Here is a 15,637-nt window from a genome sequence, read left to right on the forward strand (position 1 = left end):
ATGTCTGCCCGAAGTGAGTGCAACTGCGTGGGAGCGGGCTTGCCCCGCGATGGCAATGTTGGCCATGCCACCGCTATCGCGGGACAAGCCCGCTCCCACGCTGTCGCGATCCAACAGCGTGGCTTCAGCCTGCTCGAACTGCTGGTGGTGCTGGCCATCGCAGCGCTGATGACCAGCCTGGCGGTGGCCTGGCTCGACAGCGGCAGGAGCAGCGTCGACCAGACCCTTGACCGCCTGGCTGCCGCCACCGTGGCCCAGGCTGACCTGGCGCGCCATGCCGGGCAACTGCGGGGGATACGCTGGAACGGACAGCGGCCTGAGTTCGTGCGCCGTCAAGGGGATCAATGGCAGGTGGAAGCCGTGGCCTTGGGCGATTGGCCCAAGGGCCTGCGCCCGGACTGGCCCGCCAGCCAGACGCCCGCACTGCTGTTCACCCCCGATGGCTGGGCCCGCCCGGGCACCGTGCGCTGGCGCTGGGCCGAGGGCGGTCGGCGTTGGGACTGGGACCGCAGTGGCCAGTTGCGCGTGAGCGTGATGCCATGAAGCGCGGGCAACGGGGGTTCACCTTGCTCGAAGTGAGCGTGGCCCTGGGCATCGCCGCAGTCCTGGCGGTGATCACTAGCCAGGTCCTGCGCCAGCGTCTGGCCGTACAGGACACCGTGCAGCAGCATCGCCTGGGCCTGCTGTGCGCCCGTGAGCTGCAGGCGCGTTTCGTCGTCGAGCAGTACTGGCCGGCGGCCAACCAGGACAGCGGTGTGCTGGTCGAGGGCGGGCAGGCCTGCCATTGGCAGCTGCAACTGCGCCGTACCGGCGTGCGCGACCTGCGTCGCGGCGAACTGCTGCTGCATGCCGACCGCGACCAGCGCCTGCCGCTGGGGCAGTACACCGTGTTCCTGGAGCGGCCATGAAGCGGCGCCAGGCGGGCATGACCCTGGTCGAACTGCTGGTGGCTCTGGCCCTCACCGCCTTGCTCGGGGTGTTGCTGTCGGCACTGGTCAACGGTTGGCTGAAGGTGCGCGAGCGGCTCGACGAACAGGTGCGCGAAACTGGCGTGCTGGATTTTTGCCTGGCGTTGGAGCGGCGTTTCGACAGCCCGGTGCTGCGCCGTGTGTATGAACAGCGTCTGCCGCTGGCGCCGCGCTGGCTCGACTGGCAACCCGACCGCCAGCAACTGCTGTGGGTGGCCGCCGCTGCCTGGCCCCAGGCTGAGGGCGGCTCGCGCCTGCAACGCCAGCGTCTGCGTTTCGAGCCCCGCGAACAACGCCTGCTGCTGGAAACCTCGGCCGAGCTCTACGCTGCCTCGACCCCGCAATGGGTGATGCGCGAACGGCTGGAGCGGGTCAGCGCGATGAACATCCTCTACCACCAGTCCGGCCGCTGGCTGGCCTGGCCTTCCGAACAACCGACGCACCCCGGGCGGGGTGTGCGCGTGGAGCTAGTGCGTGATGGAGCACCGTTTACCTGCACCTTCGTTCTGCCCTGGGGGCGCTCATGAAGCTTGAATGGCGCCGCCGGGCGCCGACCCAACCCTGGCTGCTGCTGCGCCCCGGTGAGGTCTGGGAGTGGCTGCTGGTGATTCAGGGCCGTCCGGTGCGCGAGGGACTGGGGGAGCCACCGCCAGGGCTTGAGGCGCGCGTCGCCCTGATCGTCCCCGGCGAACATTGCAGCCACTTCCAAGTGGCCGCGCCGCCGGGGCTCAAGCGCGAGGAGTGGCCGTTGCTGGTCGAGGACCGCTTGCTGCAAGGCGTCGATGAGGTGCTGTGTGCCTGTATCGGGCGTCACGCGGGGCAGGTGCAATTGCTGGTGGTGGCGCGGGCGATGCTGGACGAATGGCGTGCACAGTGCGCCGCCTGGGCGCTGCCGGTGGAGCGTTGCTGGGCTGAGTTCCAGCTGCTACCCGACAGCGTGGGCGCGGCGGGTTGGCATTGGCGACGAGGGACGACGAGCCTGTACAAAAGCCAGGCGCGTTGGTTGGCCTGGCCACAGGTGCTCGGCCTGCCGCCGGCGTTGGACTGGCTGGCCGATGACGCCGAATGCATCGAGGGCCCATGGCCAGAGGTGCTGGCGCCGCTCGATGGCCTGCCGGGGGTGTTCGAGGCGCGACGTGCCCGCTCACGCCCGTGCTTGCCGGGCGGGCAATCGCGCCTGGCCGTCGCCTGCCTGGCGCTTGCCCTGGCGTGGGGCGGACTGTGGTGCGGGCAACAGTGGCGACAGGCCCAGGTCTATCGTGCCCAGGTGCTGGCGGTGACCGGTCCCCAGGCGACACCGCGCCAGGCGGCGCTGGCGCTCAGGCGCCTGCGGGACGACGCCGGTGAAAGCCAGGTGCGCCTGCGTCTGCTCGATGCGGTGCAGGCGCAGGTCCACGCCTGGTTGAGCGATCACCCTGGCTGGCAGGTGCGGGCGGTGCGGTACGACGGCCAGCGCTGGCACCTGGAGCTGGAAGGCGAGGGCGACGTCGCGCCCTGGCAGGACATGGCCACGGCGATCGGCGTGCAGGTCCAGGTGGAAGATGAAGCGCGTCGCGTGGTGTTCGACCTGGGGAGCGCAGCATGAATCGCGAATGGTTGCAGCAGCATCGGCTATCGCTGGCCTGGGGCCTCGTCGCGCTGTTGGTTGCGCTGCTGGCGCTGCGCGAGGGTATCGCCTATTGGCGCGAGCAGGCGCAGTGGCGGGCGCTGGCCGAATCGCTGACGGTGCAAGCGCAGCAACCCGCATTGACCCTGGAAGGGCTGCACCAGTCGGCCCAGGCGCGACACATCGAGTTGGCCGAGGTGCAGCCCGAGGACGAAGGCTGGCTGGCGCGTGGCAAGGTGGCCGATGCCCAGGCGCTGCAGGGCTGGTTACAGGCCTTGCGCGATGATGGCGCGCAGCCTTTGCAGTGGGGATTGGAGCGGGATACCGAGGGGCTGCGCTTTACCGTGCGGTTGCGGCCATGACGCGGCGGGCAGGTCTGTGGGTGGCCCTGGTGTTCGGCCTGACACTGTTGGCCGAGCTGCCGGCGCGCTGGCTGGTCGCGGGGTTCGGGCTACCGGCCGAGGGCGTGAGCGGCAGCCTGTGGCAAGGGCAGGCCGCCCGGCTGGGTGCGGCAGGACCGCTGCAATGGACATGGCGACCATGGCAGCGCGACCTGCAGGTGCGCTTGGGCTTTCAAGGCCAGGGTTGGCAAGGGCGCCTGAGCGGTTGGCCGTGGCGTTGGCAGGCCGGGCTACAGGCAGTGGGCGCGCAGCCCAGCACGGCCCTGGGATACCGCCTGACCGGGCAGTGGCAAGGGGGCATCAGCCTGCAAGGCTCGGGGCAGCGTTGCCTGGCCGCCGATGGGCGGATCACGGTGGCCGACCTGGCGTTGAGTGCACCGTGGTCCCTGGGATTGGGGCAGGGGACGCTGGAAATGGACTGCCGCCAGGGCTGGCGGCTGGTCGCTGGGCTGGTTCGCCAAGGGCAGCACCAGCTCGGCCTGGAGGCCGACCTGGTGGCACGACGGGCGCAGCTCGACTTCGCAATGTCGGCCGATGCCGGCCTGACGCCGGTGTTGCGCGGCCTGCAATGGCTGGGGCCGGAGGACAGCGTCGGGCAGCGCCGGCTGAGCTGGTAGCTCAGATGTTCAGTGACCACTGCGCGACCCAGAAGCCTTGCTCCAGCGCCTTGCGTGGTCGATCGCTGGCATACAGCCCGCGCTGGTAGTCCAGGCGCAGCTGGCTGCGTGGCAGGCTCAGCTCGACGCCTGCCGAGGCGCCGACCAGGCGCTGCGACGGGCTGCTGCGAGCATAGCGGGCCCAGCCCAGGTCCAGGCCTAGGGTGGGGCGCACCTGTACCAGCAACGGAAGTGGCTGGCTCAGGGTATTGCGCCAGGCGCCAGCGCTGGCGCCGGAGACGTTGTGCTGGCGGAAACCACGCACGGCCGAATGATCGCTCAGTGACATCTGTTCGACGGCGGGCAGCACATGGGGGCTGTATTGCAGGGCCAGTTCGCTCTGCCAGCGCCATGGCCACTGGACGGGGCCTTGGCGCAGGTGCAGCAGGTTGACGCGGTACTTGGTGAAGTCCGGTCGTGGCGCCTGCTTGTGGACGAACGGGCGGTCGGCGCCGAGCCAGTGCATGCCCTGGCTCAGCCCCAGGTAGGCGTTCCACAGCCCGCCTTCGAGCCAAAGCAGGTTGAGGCCGGCCTCGACGGTGGCCAGGGTCGGGCTCTGCAGGGCCAGCACGGCAGGGCCGAAGCGGTTGACCAGTTGCTTGCGGTCCAGCCGGGCGCTGGCGCTGAGCATGCCCTGGTGATTGCGCCAGAGCACGCGCTCGACGCCGAGGCCGAAGAACTCGCTGCGACCGCTGCTGGCATGGCGGGTGTTCGGGATCGGCGCGCGGTAGCGCATGCGGCTGGCGTTGAGGGTGAAGGTCCAGCGGCCATGGGGCAGGCTGTAGTACAGGTTGGTCCCTTCGCTTTGCCCGGGCGCGCCGAACACCACTGAGTTCAGCGACAGGCGCAGGTCGTCGTTCAGCCCCAGCGGGCTGTCCAGGCCAAGGCCGAGGGTGAGCCGATGTCGGCCGGTGTGCTCACCGCCGCGGTTGTCGAAGTGGGCGTCCAGGTGCGCGGGCGAGGCGACCCGTCGTGGTTCGACCACGACACGGGTGCCGCCGCGCAACTCACCCGGCAGCAGGGCCATCTCCAGGTCATAGGCGCGTAGCCGGTTGAGCTGATCCAGGCCCTGTTCGAGGTCCGGTAGATAAAGCGGCTGGCCCAGCTGGTCGGGGAACGCGCCGCGTAGCGAGAGTGGCAGGTCGGCGTCGGCCAGCTCGATCGACTCGATGAGCCCTTCGACGATGACTATGTCCAGTGGCGCGCCGTGCTCGGGCGGGCTGGCCACATAGGGACGGCTGGTGGGGTAGCCGGCCTCGACGTAGTGCCGGGTCAGTTGCTTGAGCAGGTGGTCGATCTCGGTGACGCCCATGCACGAGGAAGACCATGCGCGCACGGTCGGTTCCAGCTGTTGGCTATCGAGTGTGCGGTTGCCGGCCAGGCGCACGCCGCTGATCGCCCAGCAGTGCTGGTCGGGCGCGGTGAGGGCTGTGTCGGTGGCGTCCAGGGCAGTGGAGGGCTGGGGACGTTGCCAGCGTTCAAGGCGCTGTTGCTGCTCCAGCTTTCGTAGCGTCTGCTGCTGGTCGCGTAGTTGCTGGCTGGCCGGGTCGGCCTGGGCCAGGGGGATTGCCGTTGCGAGGAAGGCAAGCAGGAGTTGGGGGATGTGTCGCGTATTGGCGATTGAGTGGGGTCGTTGTGTGGTCATTGGCATCTGGTCTGGTCACGGAGCCGTTGTGCAGGGAGCAGAGTTCCAGCGTGGGAGCGGGCTTGCCCCGCGATGCGGTGTATGGCACCGGCATAGCCGGTGATCGCGGGGCAAGCCCGCTCCCACGTTTCCCCAGTTAAATCAAGGAATTACGTTATGTTCCATGAAAGCGGACTTAGTACCTGCGGCCCTCCTCGATCTTCGAAACGTACTCGACGCTGCGGTTGTGCCCGCTGGTGCGGACCAGGCCGATGTCGAGTGGCTTGTCGCCGTTGTCGGCACCGTCATTTCCCTTGATCTTGTTCTTGATGAACGAGAACAGTGTGCCTGCCAGCTCGACGGGCGAGAGCGACGCATCGACCTTCACCTCCCGCTGGTAGTCGCGACCACTCAAGGCCTTGCGGGTGACCCCGCCATAGCCAAGCTCGACCTGGCCTTCGCTGGCACGCAGCGTGGCGCCGGCCAGACGGGTATCGCCGTCAACCTCCAGTTCAATGCCTTGGGTGCCCGAAAGCAGGGTCTGCTGGTTGACGGTGTCGTTCTTGCGCTGGTTGTAATCAGCCTTGAGAGAGGGAGTGAACTTTGCCGTGATGCTGTCCCAGAGCGCTCCGGCTATTTCTCCGATGTTGCCGCTGGCAAGCGCCTCCAGTGGGCTGGTCGATTCGACAGGGCCTTCGGCGGCTTGCTTCTGGGTCAGGCTGGCGTCGACATTGAGGGTCTGACTGTCGACCCGGTCCTGGCGGCTGGTGACGAGCAGTTCGCCGCCGACCTTGCCTTCTATTCGCTTGGCCAGCACCTGGGCGCCTTCGATACGGGTATCGCCCTGGCTGCGCAGGTCGACCAGGTCGGCGCGCAGGTTGCTGTCGAGCCAGGTGGTGTTGTCGCGTTTGTCCAGCTTGAGGGCGACCTGGCCGTTGATGCCGCCGAGCGCCGTGGCCGCCAGCTCGAAGCCGCCGCCAGTGGTGATGGCAAGGTTGTCATGTCGCTCGGTGTTGCCAGCCGCCTCGATCAGCACACCGCCATTGCGGGCATCCAGGCCAACCCGGCTGGCACTGGCCTGCAGCCCTTGCACCTGCAGCGCGATCCCTTCACGGGCGAGGCTGGTGAGCTGCAGCGCGCCCTTGCCGGTGAACTGCGCGCCAACGGCTGTGCTGCCCTGTTCGTTGACCCAGGCAATGGTCCCATGGCCGCTGAGGTCGCCACCCGTGGTACCACCGGTGATATCCAGCCCGCCACCCAGCGTCCTGCCCTCGCTCTTGCGCGAGTCGTGGGCGGCCGTCACGCTCAGTACACCATCGCTGTGCAAGCGGATATCGCCCTCACGGCTGCTGATACGCGTGGCTTCCAGGCGCATGTCCCCCGCGCTGGACAGCACGACCGTGCCTTTGCCGTCGATCTGCGCGACCTGTGCCTTGCTGGTGTGCTCCTCGAGCGTGCTGTGCGTAAGACTGCCGTCCAGGCCGCCCCGGGGGCCGAGCAGGCCGATACCGCCCTTGGCCGCCAGGCTGGCATCAAGCCTTGTCTCGGTCTTGCCGGTTAGGTCGTGGGCCGCAGCCAGGGTCAGGTTGCCGGCACTGTTCAGGCTGACCGTCGCATTGCCGCCATCGATGCGGGTACCTTCGTAGTGCCCATCACGCCCAAGTTGCACCCGTACACCGTTGCTGCCGCGCAGGCTGCCGACACGGGCCAGCGACGTGTGCTCCAGCTGTATCAGGCTGTCGTGCTTGCCTTCGAGCCTCGCGTTGACGTCGGTGCCCAGGGTGGTGCCCACCTGCAGGCCGCCACCTTGTGAGCTGTTATTTATCTCACGGGTTTTCCGGTCTCTGGCGGCCAGTGCCTGGTGGTCATCGGCTTCGATTCGCAAGCTGCCGGCCCTGGCGTTGTAATCGCTACCCTCGTCCTTGATGTGTCTGGCCTGGACAGTGACATTGCCACTGGTGAATGTGCTGACTTGTGCGGTGTTGTCGGTGTCTTTCTGCAGATGTGCCTGGTGCCCGATGGACAGTCCGACGGCGGTCTTCGGTGGGGCCAATGTGTCCGTGAGCGAGGCGGATGCAGCGTTATCGGTTTGCTTGCCGCTGAACAGGCGTTCGATAGGGCGGGTAATGTGCTGGTAGTCGGTGCTGACGCCAAGGTGGCCATCCCAGTTGTCGAGGCGGGTCTCGGTTTCCCTGGTATTGGCTGCCGCACGGTTGTCGATGCTGTCGGCGGTTACCTGCAGTGTACCTCCTGCCTGTAGCCGCGCCGCCGTGGTGGTCAGTTTCGTGGTGTCGAGCAGCAGGTCGCCGCTGGTCTGCAAGGTGCTGCGGCGCACCCTGGCCTCACGTTCGTTCTGGCCTGTCGGACCACGGTAGGCGTCGACACCGAGGCCCAGACGTTGCGTGCCGCCGGTGACGCTCAGCGCCGCGCTGGAGCGGGTATCGATCGTCTGCCTGGCCTCGCCGTTGTAGGCGGCGCCAAGGTCGACTTCGCCGGCCGAGACCCGGATGCCCCCGGCGCTGGCCTTTACGTCGGAGCTACTGAGGGTCAGCTTGCGGTCACTGCGCAGGTTGACGGATGCGCCGCTGAGGGTGCTGGCGGCCTGGCGCGTGGCGGCGGTCTGCTCGTCACTGTGCAACACTTCATAGCCGACACTTGCTGTGTACTGGCGCGAGCCTGGTTGGCTATCCTGCCCTGGCTGGGCCTGGCCGGCTCTGGCGGTGACGTGGCGCTTGTCGGTGGAGCGCTGGGTGTGGGCCTGCTCCTCCATGCTTTCGATGCTCAGCTCACCTTTGGCCTCAAGCGCCAGGGCCCTGCGGGCTTCGAGGGTGGCACCTCGAACCTGAAGATCGCCAGCGGCACTGGCGACGAGAGTACCGCCCTTGAGCGTGCTAGGTTTGACCTGCTCCGTATAGGACCGACTGTCGCTGTCCGTGTGGTTCAGATAGACGCGATGGTCGACCTGCTCATTGACCGTCTCGCTGTTTACCGCGCCGCTGATTGTCAGCTTGCCGCCGCTGCTCAGTCGCAGGTCGTTGTCGGCTTCGAGCTGCGCGGCGGTCAACTGCAGGGCGGTGCCTGCCCGCAGGTTCAGGCTGTCCTCGGCGCGCAACCGGCTGCCCAGTTGTTGGCGGCTGGTCGTCAGGGTGTTGCCTTCCCGGCTTTCGACCGGGACGAACAGCCATTCCCTTTTCCAGCTGATAGGGTCTACCTGCACCCTTTCCCGGGTGACGGTGTCCAGGGTCAGCTTCTTTCCGGCATTGACCTCGATCTGCCTGGCCTTGCCCTGGGTGGTGGTGAGCCGCAGGTCGCCGGCGGCGTTCAGGTCGAGCTTGCCGGTGCTGCTGGTGAGGCTGGCCTGGCGTCTGTCGCTGCCCTGCACATGCAGGTCACCGGCGGAATGGATAATCAGATCCCGATCCGCGAGCAGGCTGGTGTCACCGACCTGTACGCCGGCGCCTTCGGCGGTGCTGACGATGCGGATGCGCCCCCCCTGCATGGCGCCAAGCAGCTTGGCATCGATGGAGGCGCTGGCGGCGGGCAGGTGCTCGAGGACCTCGCGGTTACCGGCATCGATCCGGTTGCGACCAACGGTCAGGTTCAACTGGCCCTGGGCCAGGAGGGGACCTTTGCTGTCGATGCGCGGGGCGATCAGGTCGAGGGCGCCGCTGGCATTGCCAAGGCCGCCTCCCAGCACCTGCAGGGTGCCGCTGGCACTGCGGCTGTCGAGGTGCTTGAGCTGGCCGTCCTGGATGTCCAGGTTGCCGACCAGGAATCCGGCACGGGTGGTGTTGATGAAACTGCCACCGTTGAGGGTGATGCCATTGGGATTGGCGAGCAGGTAGTCGGCCTTGTGGCCAAAGATTTCTTGCGGGCCTTCGATCCGCGAGGCGTTCCGACTGACCACCTCGTTGAGGATGGTCGAGGCGGCCTGGCCCTGAAACTGCGGGTTGGCGTGTAGCTGACCGGCCAGCTGTGATTGCCCGGCCTGCAGGGCGTTGTTCAGTATCACGCCGTGCTTGCCGACGTTGTAGTCAAGGAACTGATTGTGCGACAGGCCGCTGGCATTGGGCGCGACGATGTCTATGACCGGCACGCCATGGCCATTGTCGATGATCGGGGTGCCGCCAGGGCCGGGCGTCGGCGTGAGGGCGCCTTGCGCCTCGACCTGGGTGCTGCCCAGCAGGGCGAGGAACACCGCCCAGCGTAAAGTGTCCGGTCTGGTCGTGAGAGCAGGGATGTGCATGAGAACCTCGCAAATGATGTATGAAACCGAGAAATCATTTGCGGGAATTTTAAGAATGCTGGTAATGGCATTTGTATGGCTCAAAGCCATCGCACAGTAGAAAGGAAGGCTACTGTGTGCGTAGGAAAAGTGAGCAGTTATGCGTCGAAAGGGAATATAGGCGGTGAAAGACAAAGGCCTGCCCCGCATGAGCGGGACAGGCCTTTGTTTTAATCGAAAGCTGTCGAGGGTGGTTCAGGGCCGGATTTCGATCAGCGTGCCGTCCTTGACCATGCTCCACACCTCGCGCATGTCGTCGTTGCGCATGGCGATGCAGCCCTCGGTCCAGTCGAGGGTGTGGAAGTACCACTCGGGGTACTCCTCGTTGATCGGCGTGCCGTGGATCATGATCATGCTGCCGGCGGCCACGCCTTCGCTGCGGGCCTTGGCGGCATCGGTGATGTTCGGGTAGGAGATGTGCATGGCCAGGTTGTAGCGGTCGCTGACCTTGCGCCAGTCCAGCCAGTACAGGCCTTCGGGGGTCTTCTTGTCGCCCTCGCGCTGCTTGGCGCCCTTGGGCTGCTTGCCCAGGGAGATGCGGTAGGTCTTGAGCGGCTCGCCGCGGCTGATCAGCTGCAGGCGGCGTTCGGACTTGATCACCAGCACCTTGTCGATCAGCCGTTCCTGCTGGACGCCGCCAGCGGCGGGCTGGACCGGCGACGGCACGGCCGACGGCGTCTTGCGGATGATGGTCTCGGTGAAGGCGGCTTGCGACACCGAGGCGACACTGAGGCAGAAGAGGGCAAGCAGCCAGCGCATGAAACCGTATCCCTGAAGACTTATGTGGTGGACGACGAAACGTTCATCGGCGGCAGGTATTCATGGCCTATCGGGTAGTGCTGCCTGATGCGGTCGCGATAATAGCATTCTAGTGTGCGTGTGACGGTGCGGAAAGCCAGCTCGCCCCAGGGAATCTCGTGTTCCTCGAACAGGCGCACCTCCAGGCTCTCGACCCCCACGGCGAAGTCCAGGTCGGCCAGTTCGGCGCGGAAGAACACGTGCACCTGGTTGATGTGCGGCAGGTCGAACAGCTGGTACAGGCTCATCTCGGTGACCCGGGCGCAGGCCTCCTCGACGGTTTCGCGACGGGCGGCGGCATCCAGGGTCTCGCCGTTTTCCATGAACCCGGCGGGCAGGGTCCAGAAGCCCCGGCGCGGCTCGATGGCGCGGCGGCACAGCAGCACCTGCGAGCCGCAGGTGGGCAGCACCCCGGCGACGATGTTGGGGTTCTGGTAGTGGATGGTCTGGCAATGGTCGCAGACATACCGCAGGCGGCTGTCGCCTTCGGGGATCCGCTGGGTGACCGGTTGGCCGCACGCGCTGCAGAATTTCATGCTTACATTCATTCCAATGGGGTCGGACTATCTTGGCGCGCCCGGCCCGCCCACCGCAAGCGGCCTGCGGGCGGGGCTTGGGTGCCTCGCGGCTTTGGTGCATCATGCACAGCAGGCCTTGGACACGAGAGTGCGTAATGCTGGACGAGCTTCTTCGCCGAATGAGCAACCATACCCCCGCGTCACTGGAGACGGACCGCCGTTTCCCCGAAGCGGCGGTGTTGCTGCCCATTACCCGCAGCGAAGAGCCGGAGCTGGTGCTGACCCTGCGCGCCCAGGGCCTGTCGACCCACGGCGGCGAAGTTGCCTTTCCCGGTGGCCGACGCGATCCGGAAGACCCCGACCTGGTGTTTACCGCCCTGCGCGAGGCCGAGGAAGAAATCGGCCTGCCGCCCGGGCTGGTCGAGGTGATCGGGCCGCTGAGCCCGGTGATCTCGCTGCACGGTCTTAAAGTGACACCGTTCGTCGGCTTGATCCCCGACTATGTCGAGTACCGCGCCAACGACGCGGAAATTGCCGCGGTGTTCACCGTGCCGTTGGAATTCTTCCGCCAGGACCCTCGTGAGCATACCCATCGTATCGACTACCAGGGACGCAGTTGGTACGTGCCCAGCTACCGCTACGGCGACTACAAGATCTGGGGGCTGTCGGCGATCATGATCGTCGAACTGGTCAACCTGCTGTTCGATGCCGGCATCAGCCTGCACCAGCCACCCGAGCGTTTCATCAAAAGCTGAGCGGGGCACACCCCGCCACTGACGTTCAACCGTGAGGAGCGATACATGAAATACCGCCTGGGCGACCTGCGGGTCGAGACCCATCCCGAGAGCTGGACCGCGCCCAACGCCACCCTGATCGGCAAGGTGCGCCTGCAGGCGCGTGCCAGCGTCTGGTTCGGCGCGGTGCTGCGCGGCGACAACGAGCTGATCGACATCGGCGAGGACAGCAACGTCCAGGACGGCACGGTGATGCACACCGACATGGGCGCGCCGTTGACCATCGGCCGTGGCGTGACCATCGGCCACAACGTCATGCTGCATGGCTGCACGGTCGGCGACTACAGCCTGATCGGCATCAACGCGGTGATCCTCAACGGGGCGCGGATCGGCAAGCATTGCATCATCGGCGCCAATGCGCTGATTCCCGAAGGCAAGGAAATCCCCGACGGTTCGCTGGTGATGGGCTCGCCGGGCAAGGTGGTGCGCGAGCTCACCGAGCAGCAGAAGCGCATGCTCGAGGCCAGCGCCGCGCACTACGTGCACAACGCCCAGCGCTATGCGCGCGAGCTGGTGATCGATGAAGACTGACGAACGGCCCGTGGCCTCGCCCTGCGTCAGCATCTGCGCGCTGGACGAGCAGGATATCTGCACCGGGTGCCAGCGCACGGTGGACGAGATCACCCGTTGGGGGCGGATGGACAACGAACAGCGCCGGGAGGTGCTGAAGAAGTGCCATGAGCGGGCGCTGGCGGCGGGTCTGGTGATAGGCCTGTAATACTGACGCCCGTGGCGTGGGAGCGGGCTTGTCCCGCGATGGGGCCGGCGCTAATCTGTGCGGCTGGCCCACCGAACGCAAAGACCATGTTCTATCTCATCGCCTATATCAGCAGCGTGGTGCTGATCAACTACGCCTTTTCCAGCGCGCCGCACCTGGACGTGATCTGGTCCGCCTGGGGCGGATTGGTGTTCATCCTGCGCGACATGGTGCAGACCCGCTACGGCCACGGTGCGCTGTTGGCAATGCTGGTAGCGCTGGTGCTGTCCTATGCGACGTCGGAGCCGGCCATCGCCTTGGCCAGCGCCACCGCGTTCTTCGTCTCCGAGCTGATCGACTGGCTGGTGTTCAGCGTCACCCGCCGGCCCCTGCGTGACCGCCTGTGGCTGAGTTCGGCGCTGAGCATCCCGGTGGACACCTTCATCTTCTTCGGCATGATCGGCGCGCTAACCCCGGCGGTGATCGGCACGGCGCTGGCCTCGAAGTTCGCCGGGGTCACGGCGGTGTGGTTGATCATGGCTTGGCGGGCACGGCGCGCGGCGCTGGCCGGCTGATCGTCGTCGCTACCATCGCGGGGCAAGCCCACTGCCATGGAATCTTGTAGAATACGGGTCCATTTTTCAGCGGGCGGCAGCCAGCGTGGCGCGGCCCCGGACGCCTTCGAGGACCTGAAATGACCCGTATCGGAACCCCATTGTCGCCCACCGCGACCCGTGTACTGCTGTGCGGCTGCGGCGAGCTGGGCAAGGAAGTGGTGATCGAGCTGCAGCGCCTGGGTGTCGAGGTGATTGCCGTGGACCGTTACGCCAATGCGCCGGCCATGCAGGTCGCGCACCGCAGCCACGTGATCAACATGCTCGACGGCGTCGCCCTGCGCGCGGTGATCGAGGCCGAGAAGCCGCACTACATCGTGCCCGAGATCGAGGCCATCGCCACCGCCACCCTGGTCGAGCTGGAAAACGAAGGCTTCAACGTGGTGCCCACCGCCCGTGCCACCCAGCTGACCATGAACCGTGAAGGTATCCGCCGCCTGGCGGCCGAAGAGCTCGACCTGCCGACTTCGCCGTATCACTTCGCCGACACCTACGAGGACTACGCCAAGGCCGTGGCCGACCTGGGCTACCCGTGCGTGGTCAAGCCGGTGATGAGCTCCTCGGGCAAGGGCCAGAGCCTGCTGCGCGGCGACGATGACCTGCGCAAGGCCTGGGACTACGCCCAGGAAGGCGGCCGCGCCGGCAAGGGCCGGGTGATCATCGAGGGCTTCATCGACTTCGAGTACGAGATCACCCTGCTGACCGTGCGCCATGTGGGCGGCACCACCTTCCTCGCGCCGGTCGGACACCGTCAGGAGAAGGGCGACTACCAGGAGTCCTGGCAGCCCCAGGCCATGAGCCCGAAGGCACTGGCTGAGTCGCAGCGCGTGGCCCAGGCGGTCACCGATGCGCTGGGCGGGCGTGGCTTGTTCGGCGTGGAGCTGTTCGTCAAGGGCGACCAGGTGTGGTTCAGCGAGGTCTCGCCGCGTCCGCACGACACCGGCCTTGTGACCCTGATTTCCCAGGACCTGTCGCAGTTCGCCCTGCATGCCCGGGCCATTCTCGGCCTGCCGATCCCGGTGGTGCGCCAGTTTGGCCCATCCGCCTCGGCGGTGATCCTGCCGGAAGGCCAGTCGCAGCAGACCAGCTTCGCCAACCTCGGTGCCGCCCTGAGCGAGCCGGATACCGCCATTCGCCTGTTCGGCAAACCGGAGATCAACGGCACCCGTCGCATGGGCGTGTGCCTGGCCCGCGACGAGTCGGTCGAGGCGGCGCGAGCCAAGGCGACCCGTGCTTCGCAGGCGGTAAAGGTCGAGTTCTGATCTGCAACGATCGCGGGGCAAGCCCGCTCCCACGCCAGTATCAGTCTGGCGTGGGAGCGGGCTTGCCCCGCGATTGATTCAAAGCTCGGTATTACGGGTTTCTTTCAGGCACAACACGGCAATCAGGCTGATCACCGCCGCCACCGACACATACCCTCCCACCCAGCTCAATCCCCCCATGCTCACCAGTTTCTGGGCAAAGAACGGTGCCGCCGAGGCGCCGACGATGCCGCCCAGGTTGTAGGCCGCCGAGGCGCCGGTGTAGCGCACATGGGTCGGGAACAGCTCGGGCAGCAGCGCGCCCATCGGCGCGAAGGTCACCCCCATCAGGAACAGCTCGATGGCCAGGAACAGCGCCACGCCCGTGGTCGAACCCGAGGTCAGCAGCGGCTCCATGGTAAAGCCCGAGGCGATCGCCAGCAGGCCGCCGACCACCAGCACCGGCTTGCGCCCGTAACGGTCGCTGAGCCAGGCCGACAGCGGTGTGGCCAGGGCCATGAACACCACGGCGAAGCACAGCAGGCCGAGGAAGGTCTCGCGGCTGTAGCCCAGGGTGGTCACGCCATAGCTGAGCGAGAACACCGTGGAGATGTAGAACAGCGCGTAGCACACCACCATCGCCGCGGCGCCCAGCAGGGTCGGCAGCCAGTAGCGGGCGAACAGGTCGACCACCGGCATCTTCACCCGTTCGTGACGGGCCACCGCCTTGGCGAACACCGGGCTCTCCTCCAGCTTCAGGCGCACATACAGGCCGACCAGTACGAGCGCCGCGCTGAGTAGGAACGGAATGCGCCAGCCCCATTCGCGGAACTGCTCATCGCTGAGCACCAGGGCCAGGGTGAGGAACAGGCCGTTGGCGGCGAGAAAGCCGATCGACGGGCCCAGCTGCGGGAACATGCCGAACCAGGCGCGCTTGCCCTGTGGCGCGTTTTCGGTGGCCAGCAGCGCCGCGCCGCCCCATTCACCGCCCAACCCCAGGCCTTGGCCGAAGCGCAGCAGGCAAAGAATGATCGGGGCCCAGACGCCGATGCTGTCATAGCCGGGCAGCACGCCGATCAGTGTGGTGGACACGCCCATCAGCAGCAGCGAGGCGACCAGCGTCGACTTGCGTCCGATGCGGTCGCCGAAGTGGCCGAACAGCGCCGAGCCCAGCGGGCGGGCAAGGAAGGCGATACCGAAGGTGAGGAAGGCCGCGAGCATCTGCGCGGTGCCGGAGCCGGACGGGAAGAACACCGGCCCGATCACCAGCGCGGCGGCAGTGGCGTAGACATAGAAATCGTAGAACTCGATGGCGGTGCCGATGAAACTGGCGGTGGCCACCCGGGCCGGTGAATTGACCGGTGTTGCCGAGGCAGGTTCGGCGTAGGTGCTGCTGGTAGTCATGCGAAGGTCCCTGACAGTCATGCTCCATGGG

The 15,637-nt window shown here is 66.7% G+C and carries 16 protein-coding genes; 11 read left to right on the plus strand and 5 right to left on the minus strand.

What is annotated here, in order from left to right:
- From gspH to HU751_RS08520, 6 genes are read left to right on the plus strand one after another with little or no spacing between them, the layout of a single operon-like run.
- Positions 1 to 543, plus strand: coding sequence for a type II secretion system minor pseudopilin GspH (gspH, locus tag HU751_RS08495; RefSeq protein ID WP_186734878.1), 543 nt, complete (start codon positions 1 to 3; stop codon positions 541 to 543).
- Entirely contained in the window at positions 540 to 908 is a 369-nt protein-coding gene (locus HU751_RS08500; protein ID WP_186734876.1) for a type II secretion system protein, read from the plus strand. The genes gspH and HU751_RS08500 overlap by 4 nt, the downstream gene beginning before the upstream one ends.
- Complete coding sequence (locus HU751_RS08505) at positions 905 to 1,495, plus strand: prepilin-type N-terminal cleavage/methylation domain-containing protein (protein WP_186734874.1); 591 nt, start codon at positions 905 to 907, stop codon at positions 1,493 to 1,495. Before HU751_RS08500 ends, HU751_RS08505 begins: the two co-directional genes overlap by 4 nt.
- Positions 1,492 to 2,553, plus strand: coding sequence for a GspL/Epsl periplasmic domain-containing protein (locus HU751_RS08510; protein WP_186734872.1), 1,062 nt, complete (start codon positions 1,492 to 1,494; stop codon positions 2,551 to 2,553). The genes HU751_RS08505 and HU751_RS08510 overlap by 4 nt, the downstream gene beginning before the upstream one ends.
- The gene (gene gspM / locus HU751_RS08515; protein ID WP_186734870.1) at positions 2,550 to 2,936 is read left to right on the plus strand and encodes a type II secretion system protein GspM; all 387 of its coding nucleotides are present in this window, start codon (positions 2,550 to 2,552) and stop codon (positions 2,934 to 2,936) included. Before HU751_RS08510 ends, gspM begins: the two co-directional genes overlap by 4 nt.
- Complete coding sequence (locus tag HU751_RS08520; protein ID WP_186734868.1) at positions 2,933 to 3,592, plus strand: general secretion pathway protein GspN; 660 nt, start codon at positions 2,933 to 2,935, stop codon at positions 3,590 to 3,592. Before gspM ends, HU751_RS08520 begins: the two co-directional genes overlap by 4 nt.
- Before the next feature lies 1 nt (position 3,593).
- Here the strand turns inward: HU751_RS08520 and HU751_RS08525 are convergent, their stop codons facing one another.
- From HU751_RS08525 to HU751_RS08540, 4 genes are all read right to left on the minus strand, one after another.
- Positions 3,594 to 5,276, minus strand: a complete 1,683-nt coding sequence (locus HU751_RS08525) for a ShlB/FhaC/HecB family hemolysin secretion/activation protein (RefSeq protein ID WP_186734866.1) — start codon at positions 5,274 to 5,276, stop codon at positions 3,594 to 3,596.
- Positions 5,277 to 5,451: 175 nt separating this feature from the next.
- Complete coding sequence (locus HU751_RS08530) at positions 5,452 to 9,501, minus strand: hemagglutinin repeat-containing protein (RefSeq protein WP_186734864.1); 4,050 nt, start codon at positions 9,499 to 9,501, stop codon at positions 5,452 to 5,454.
- 234 nt (positions 9,502 to 9,735) lie between these two features.
- Entirely contained in the window at positions 9,736 to 10,299 is a 564-nt protein-coding gene (locus HU751_RS08535) for a L,D-transpeptidase family protein (RefSeq protein ID WP_186734862.1), read from the minus strand.
- Positions 10,300 to 10,319: 20 nt separating this feature from the next.
- On the minus strand, positions 10,320 to 10,874 hold the full coding sequence (locus HU751_RS08540) for an NUDIX hydrolase (protein WP_186734860.1): 555 nt from the start codon (positions 10,872 to 10,874) through the stop codon (positions 10,320 to 10,322).
- Positions 10,875 to 11,011: 137 nt separating this feature from the next.
- On the opposite strand from HU751_RS08540, the gene HU751_RS08545 reads away from it, so the two are divergent.
- The 5 genes from HU751_RS08545 (at position 11,012) to purT (ending at position 14,223) form a co-directional block, all read left to right on the plus strand.
- On the plus strand, positions 11,012 to 11,611 hold the full coding sequence (locus HU751_RS08545) for a CoA pyrophosphatase (protein ID WP_186734858.1): 600 nt from the start codon (positions 11,012 to 11,014) through the stop codon (positions 11,609 to 11,611).
- A 45-nt stretch (positions 11,612 to 11,656) separates the two neighbouring features.
- Complete coding sequence (locus tag HU751_RS08550) at positions 11,657 to 12,181, plus strand: gamma carbonic anhydrase family protein (RefSeq protein WP_186734856.1); 525 nt, start codon at positions 11,657 to 11,659, stop codon at positions 12,179 to 12,181.
- Positions 12,171 to 12,368, plus strand: coding sequence for a DUF1289 domain-containing protein (locus HU751_RS08555; protein ID WP_028691596.1), 198 nt, complete (start codon positions 12,171 to 12,173; stop codon positions 12,366 to 12,368). The genes HU751_RS08550 and HU751_RS08555 overlap by 11 nt, the downstream gene beginning before the upstream one ends.
- A gap of 86 nt (positions 12,369 to 12,454) precedes the next feature.
- Entirely contained in the window at positions 12,455 to 12,922 is a 468-nt protein-coding gene (locus HU751_RS08560; RefSeq protein ID WP_050704194.1) for a VUT family protein, read from the plus strand.
- A 119-nt stretch (positions 12,923 to 13,041) separates the two neighbouring features.
- Entirely contained in the window at positions 13,042 to 14,223 is a 1,182-nt protein-coding gene (gene purT / locus HU751_RS08565) for a formate-dependent phosphoribosylglycinamide formyltransferase (protein WP_050704195.1), read from the plus strand.
- A 78-nt stretch (positions 14,224 to 14,301) separates the two neighbouring features.
- Here purT and HU751_RS08570 read toward each other — a convergent pair whose 3' ends face one another.
- Entirely contained in the window at positions 14,302 to 15,606 is a 1,305-nt protein-coding gene (locus HU751_RS08570) for an MFS transporter (protein WP_062574980.1), read from the minus strand.
- Positions 15,607 to 15,637 lie beyond the last annotated feature (31 nt).

This window comes from Pseudomonas peradeniyensis (assembly GCF_014268935.2).
Lineage (GTDB): Bacteria > Pseudomonadota > Gammaproteobacteria > Pseudomonadales > Pseudomonadaceae > Aquipseudomonas > Aquipseudomonas peradeniyensis.

Coding starts and splice junctions, on each gene's coding strand:
- gspH (WP_186734878.1), top strand. CDS start 1: ATGTCTGCCCGAAGTGAGTGCAACTGCGTGGGAGCGGGCTTGCCCCGC.
- HU751_RS08500 (WP_186734876.1), top strand. CDS start 540: ATGAAGCGCGGGCAACGGGGGTTCACCTTGCTCGAAGTGAGCGTGGCC.
- HU751_RS08505 (WP_186734874.1), top strand. CDS start 905: ATGAAGCGGCGCCAGGCGGGCATGACCCTGGTCGAACTGCTGGTGGCT.
- HU751_RS08510 (WP_186734872.1), top strand. CDS start 1,492: ATGAAGCTTGAATGGCGCCGCCGGGCGCCGACCCAACCCTGGCTGCTG.
- gspM (WP_186734870.1), top strand. CDS start 2,550: ATGAATCGCGAATGGTTGCAGCAGCATCGGCTATCGCTGGCCTGGGGC.
- HU751_RS08520 (WP_186734868.1), top strand. CDS start 2,933: ATGACGCGGCGGGCAGGTCTGTGGGTGGCCCTGGTGTTCGGCCTGACA.
- HU751_RS08525 (WP_186734866.1), bottom strand. CDS start 5,276: ATGACCACACAACGACCCCACTCAATCGCCAATACGCGACACATCCCC.
- HU751_RS08530 (WP_186734864.1), bottom strand. CDS start 9,501: ATGCACATCCCTGCTCTCACGACCAGACCGGACACTTTACGCTGGGCG.
- HU751_RS08535 (WP_186734862.1), bottom strand. CDS start 10,299: ATGCGCTGGCTGCTTGCCCTCTTCTGCCTCAGTGTCGCCTCGGTGTCG.
- HU751_RS08540 (WP_186734860.1), bottom strand. CDS start 10,874: ATGAAATTCTGCAGCGCGTGCGGCCAACCGGTCACCCAGCGGATCCCC.
- HU751_RS08545 (WP_186734858.1), top strand. CDS start 11,012: ATGCTGGACGAGCTTCTTCGCCGAATGAGCAACCATACCCCCGCGTCA.
- HU751_RS08550 (WP_186734856.1), top strand. CDS start 11,657: ATGAAATACCGCCTGGGCGACCTGCGGGTCGAGACCCATCCCGAGAGC.
- HU751_RS08555 (WP_028691596.1), top strand. CDS start 12,171: ATGAAGACTGACGAACGGCCCGTGGCCTCGCCCTGCGTCAGCATCTGC.
- HU751_RS08560 (WP_050704194.1), top strand. CDS start 12,455: ATGTTCTATCTCATCGCCTATATCAGCAGCGTGGTGCTGATCAACTAC.
- purT (WP_050704195.1), top strand. CDS start 13,042: ATGACCCGTATCGGAACCCCATTGTCGCCCACCGCGACCCGTGTACTG.
- HU751_RS08570 (WP_062574980.1), bottom strand. CDS start 15,606: ATGACTACCAGCAGCACCTACGCCGAACCTGCCTCGGCAACACCGGTC.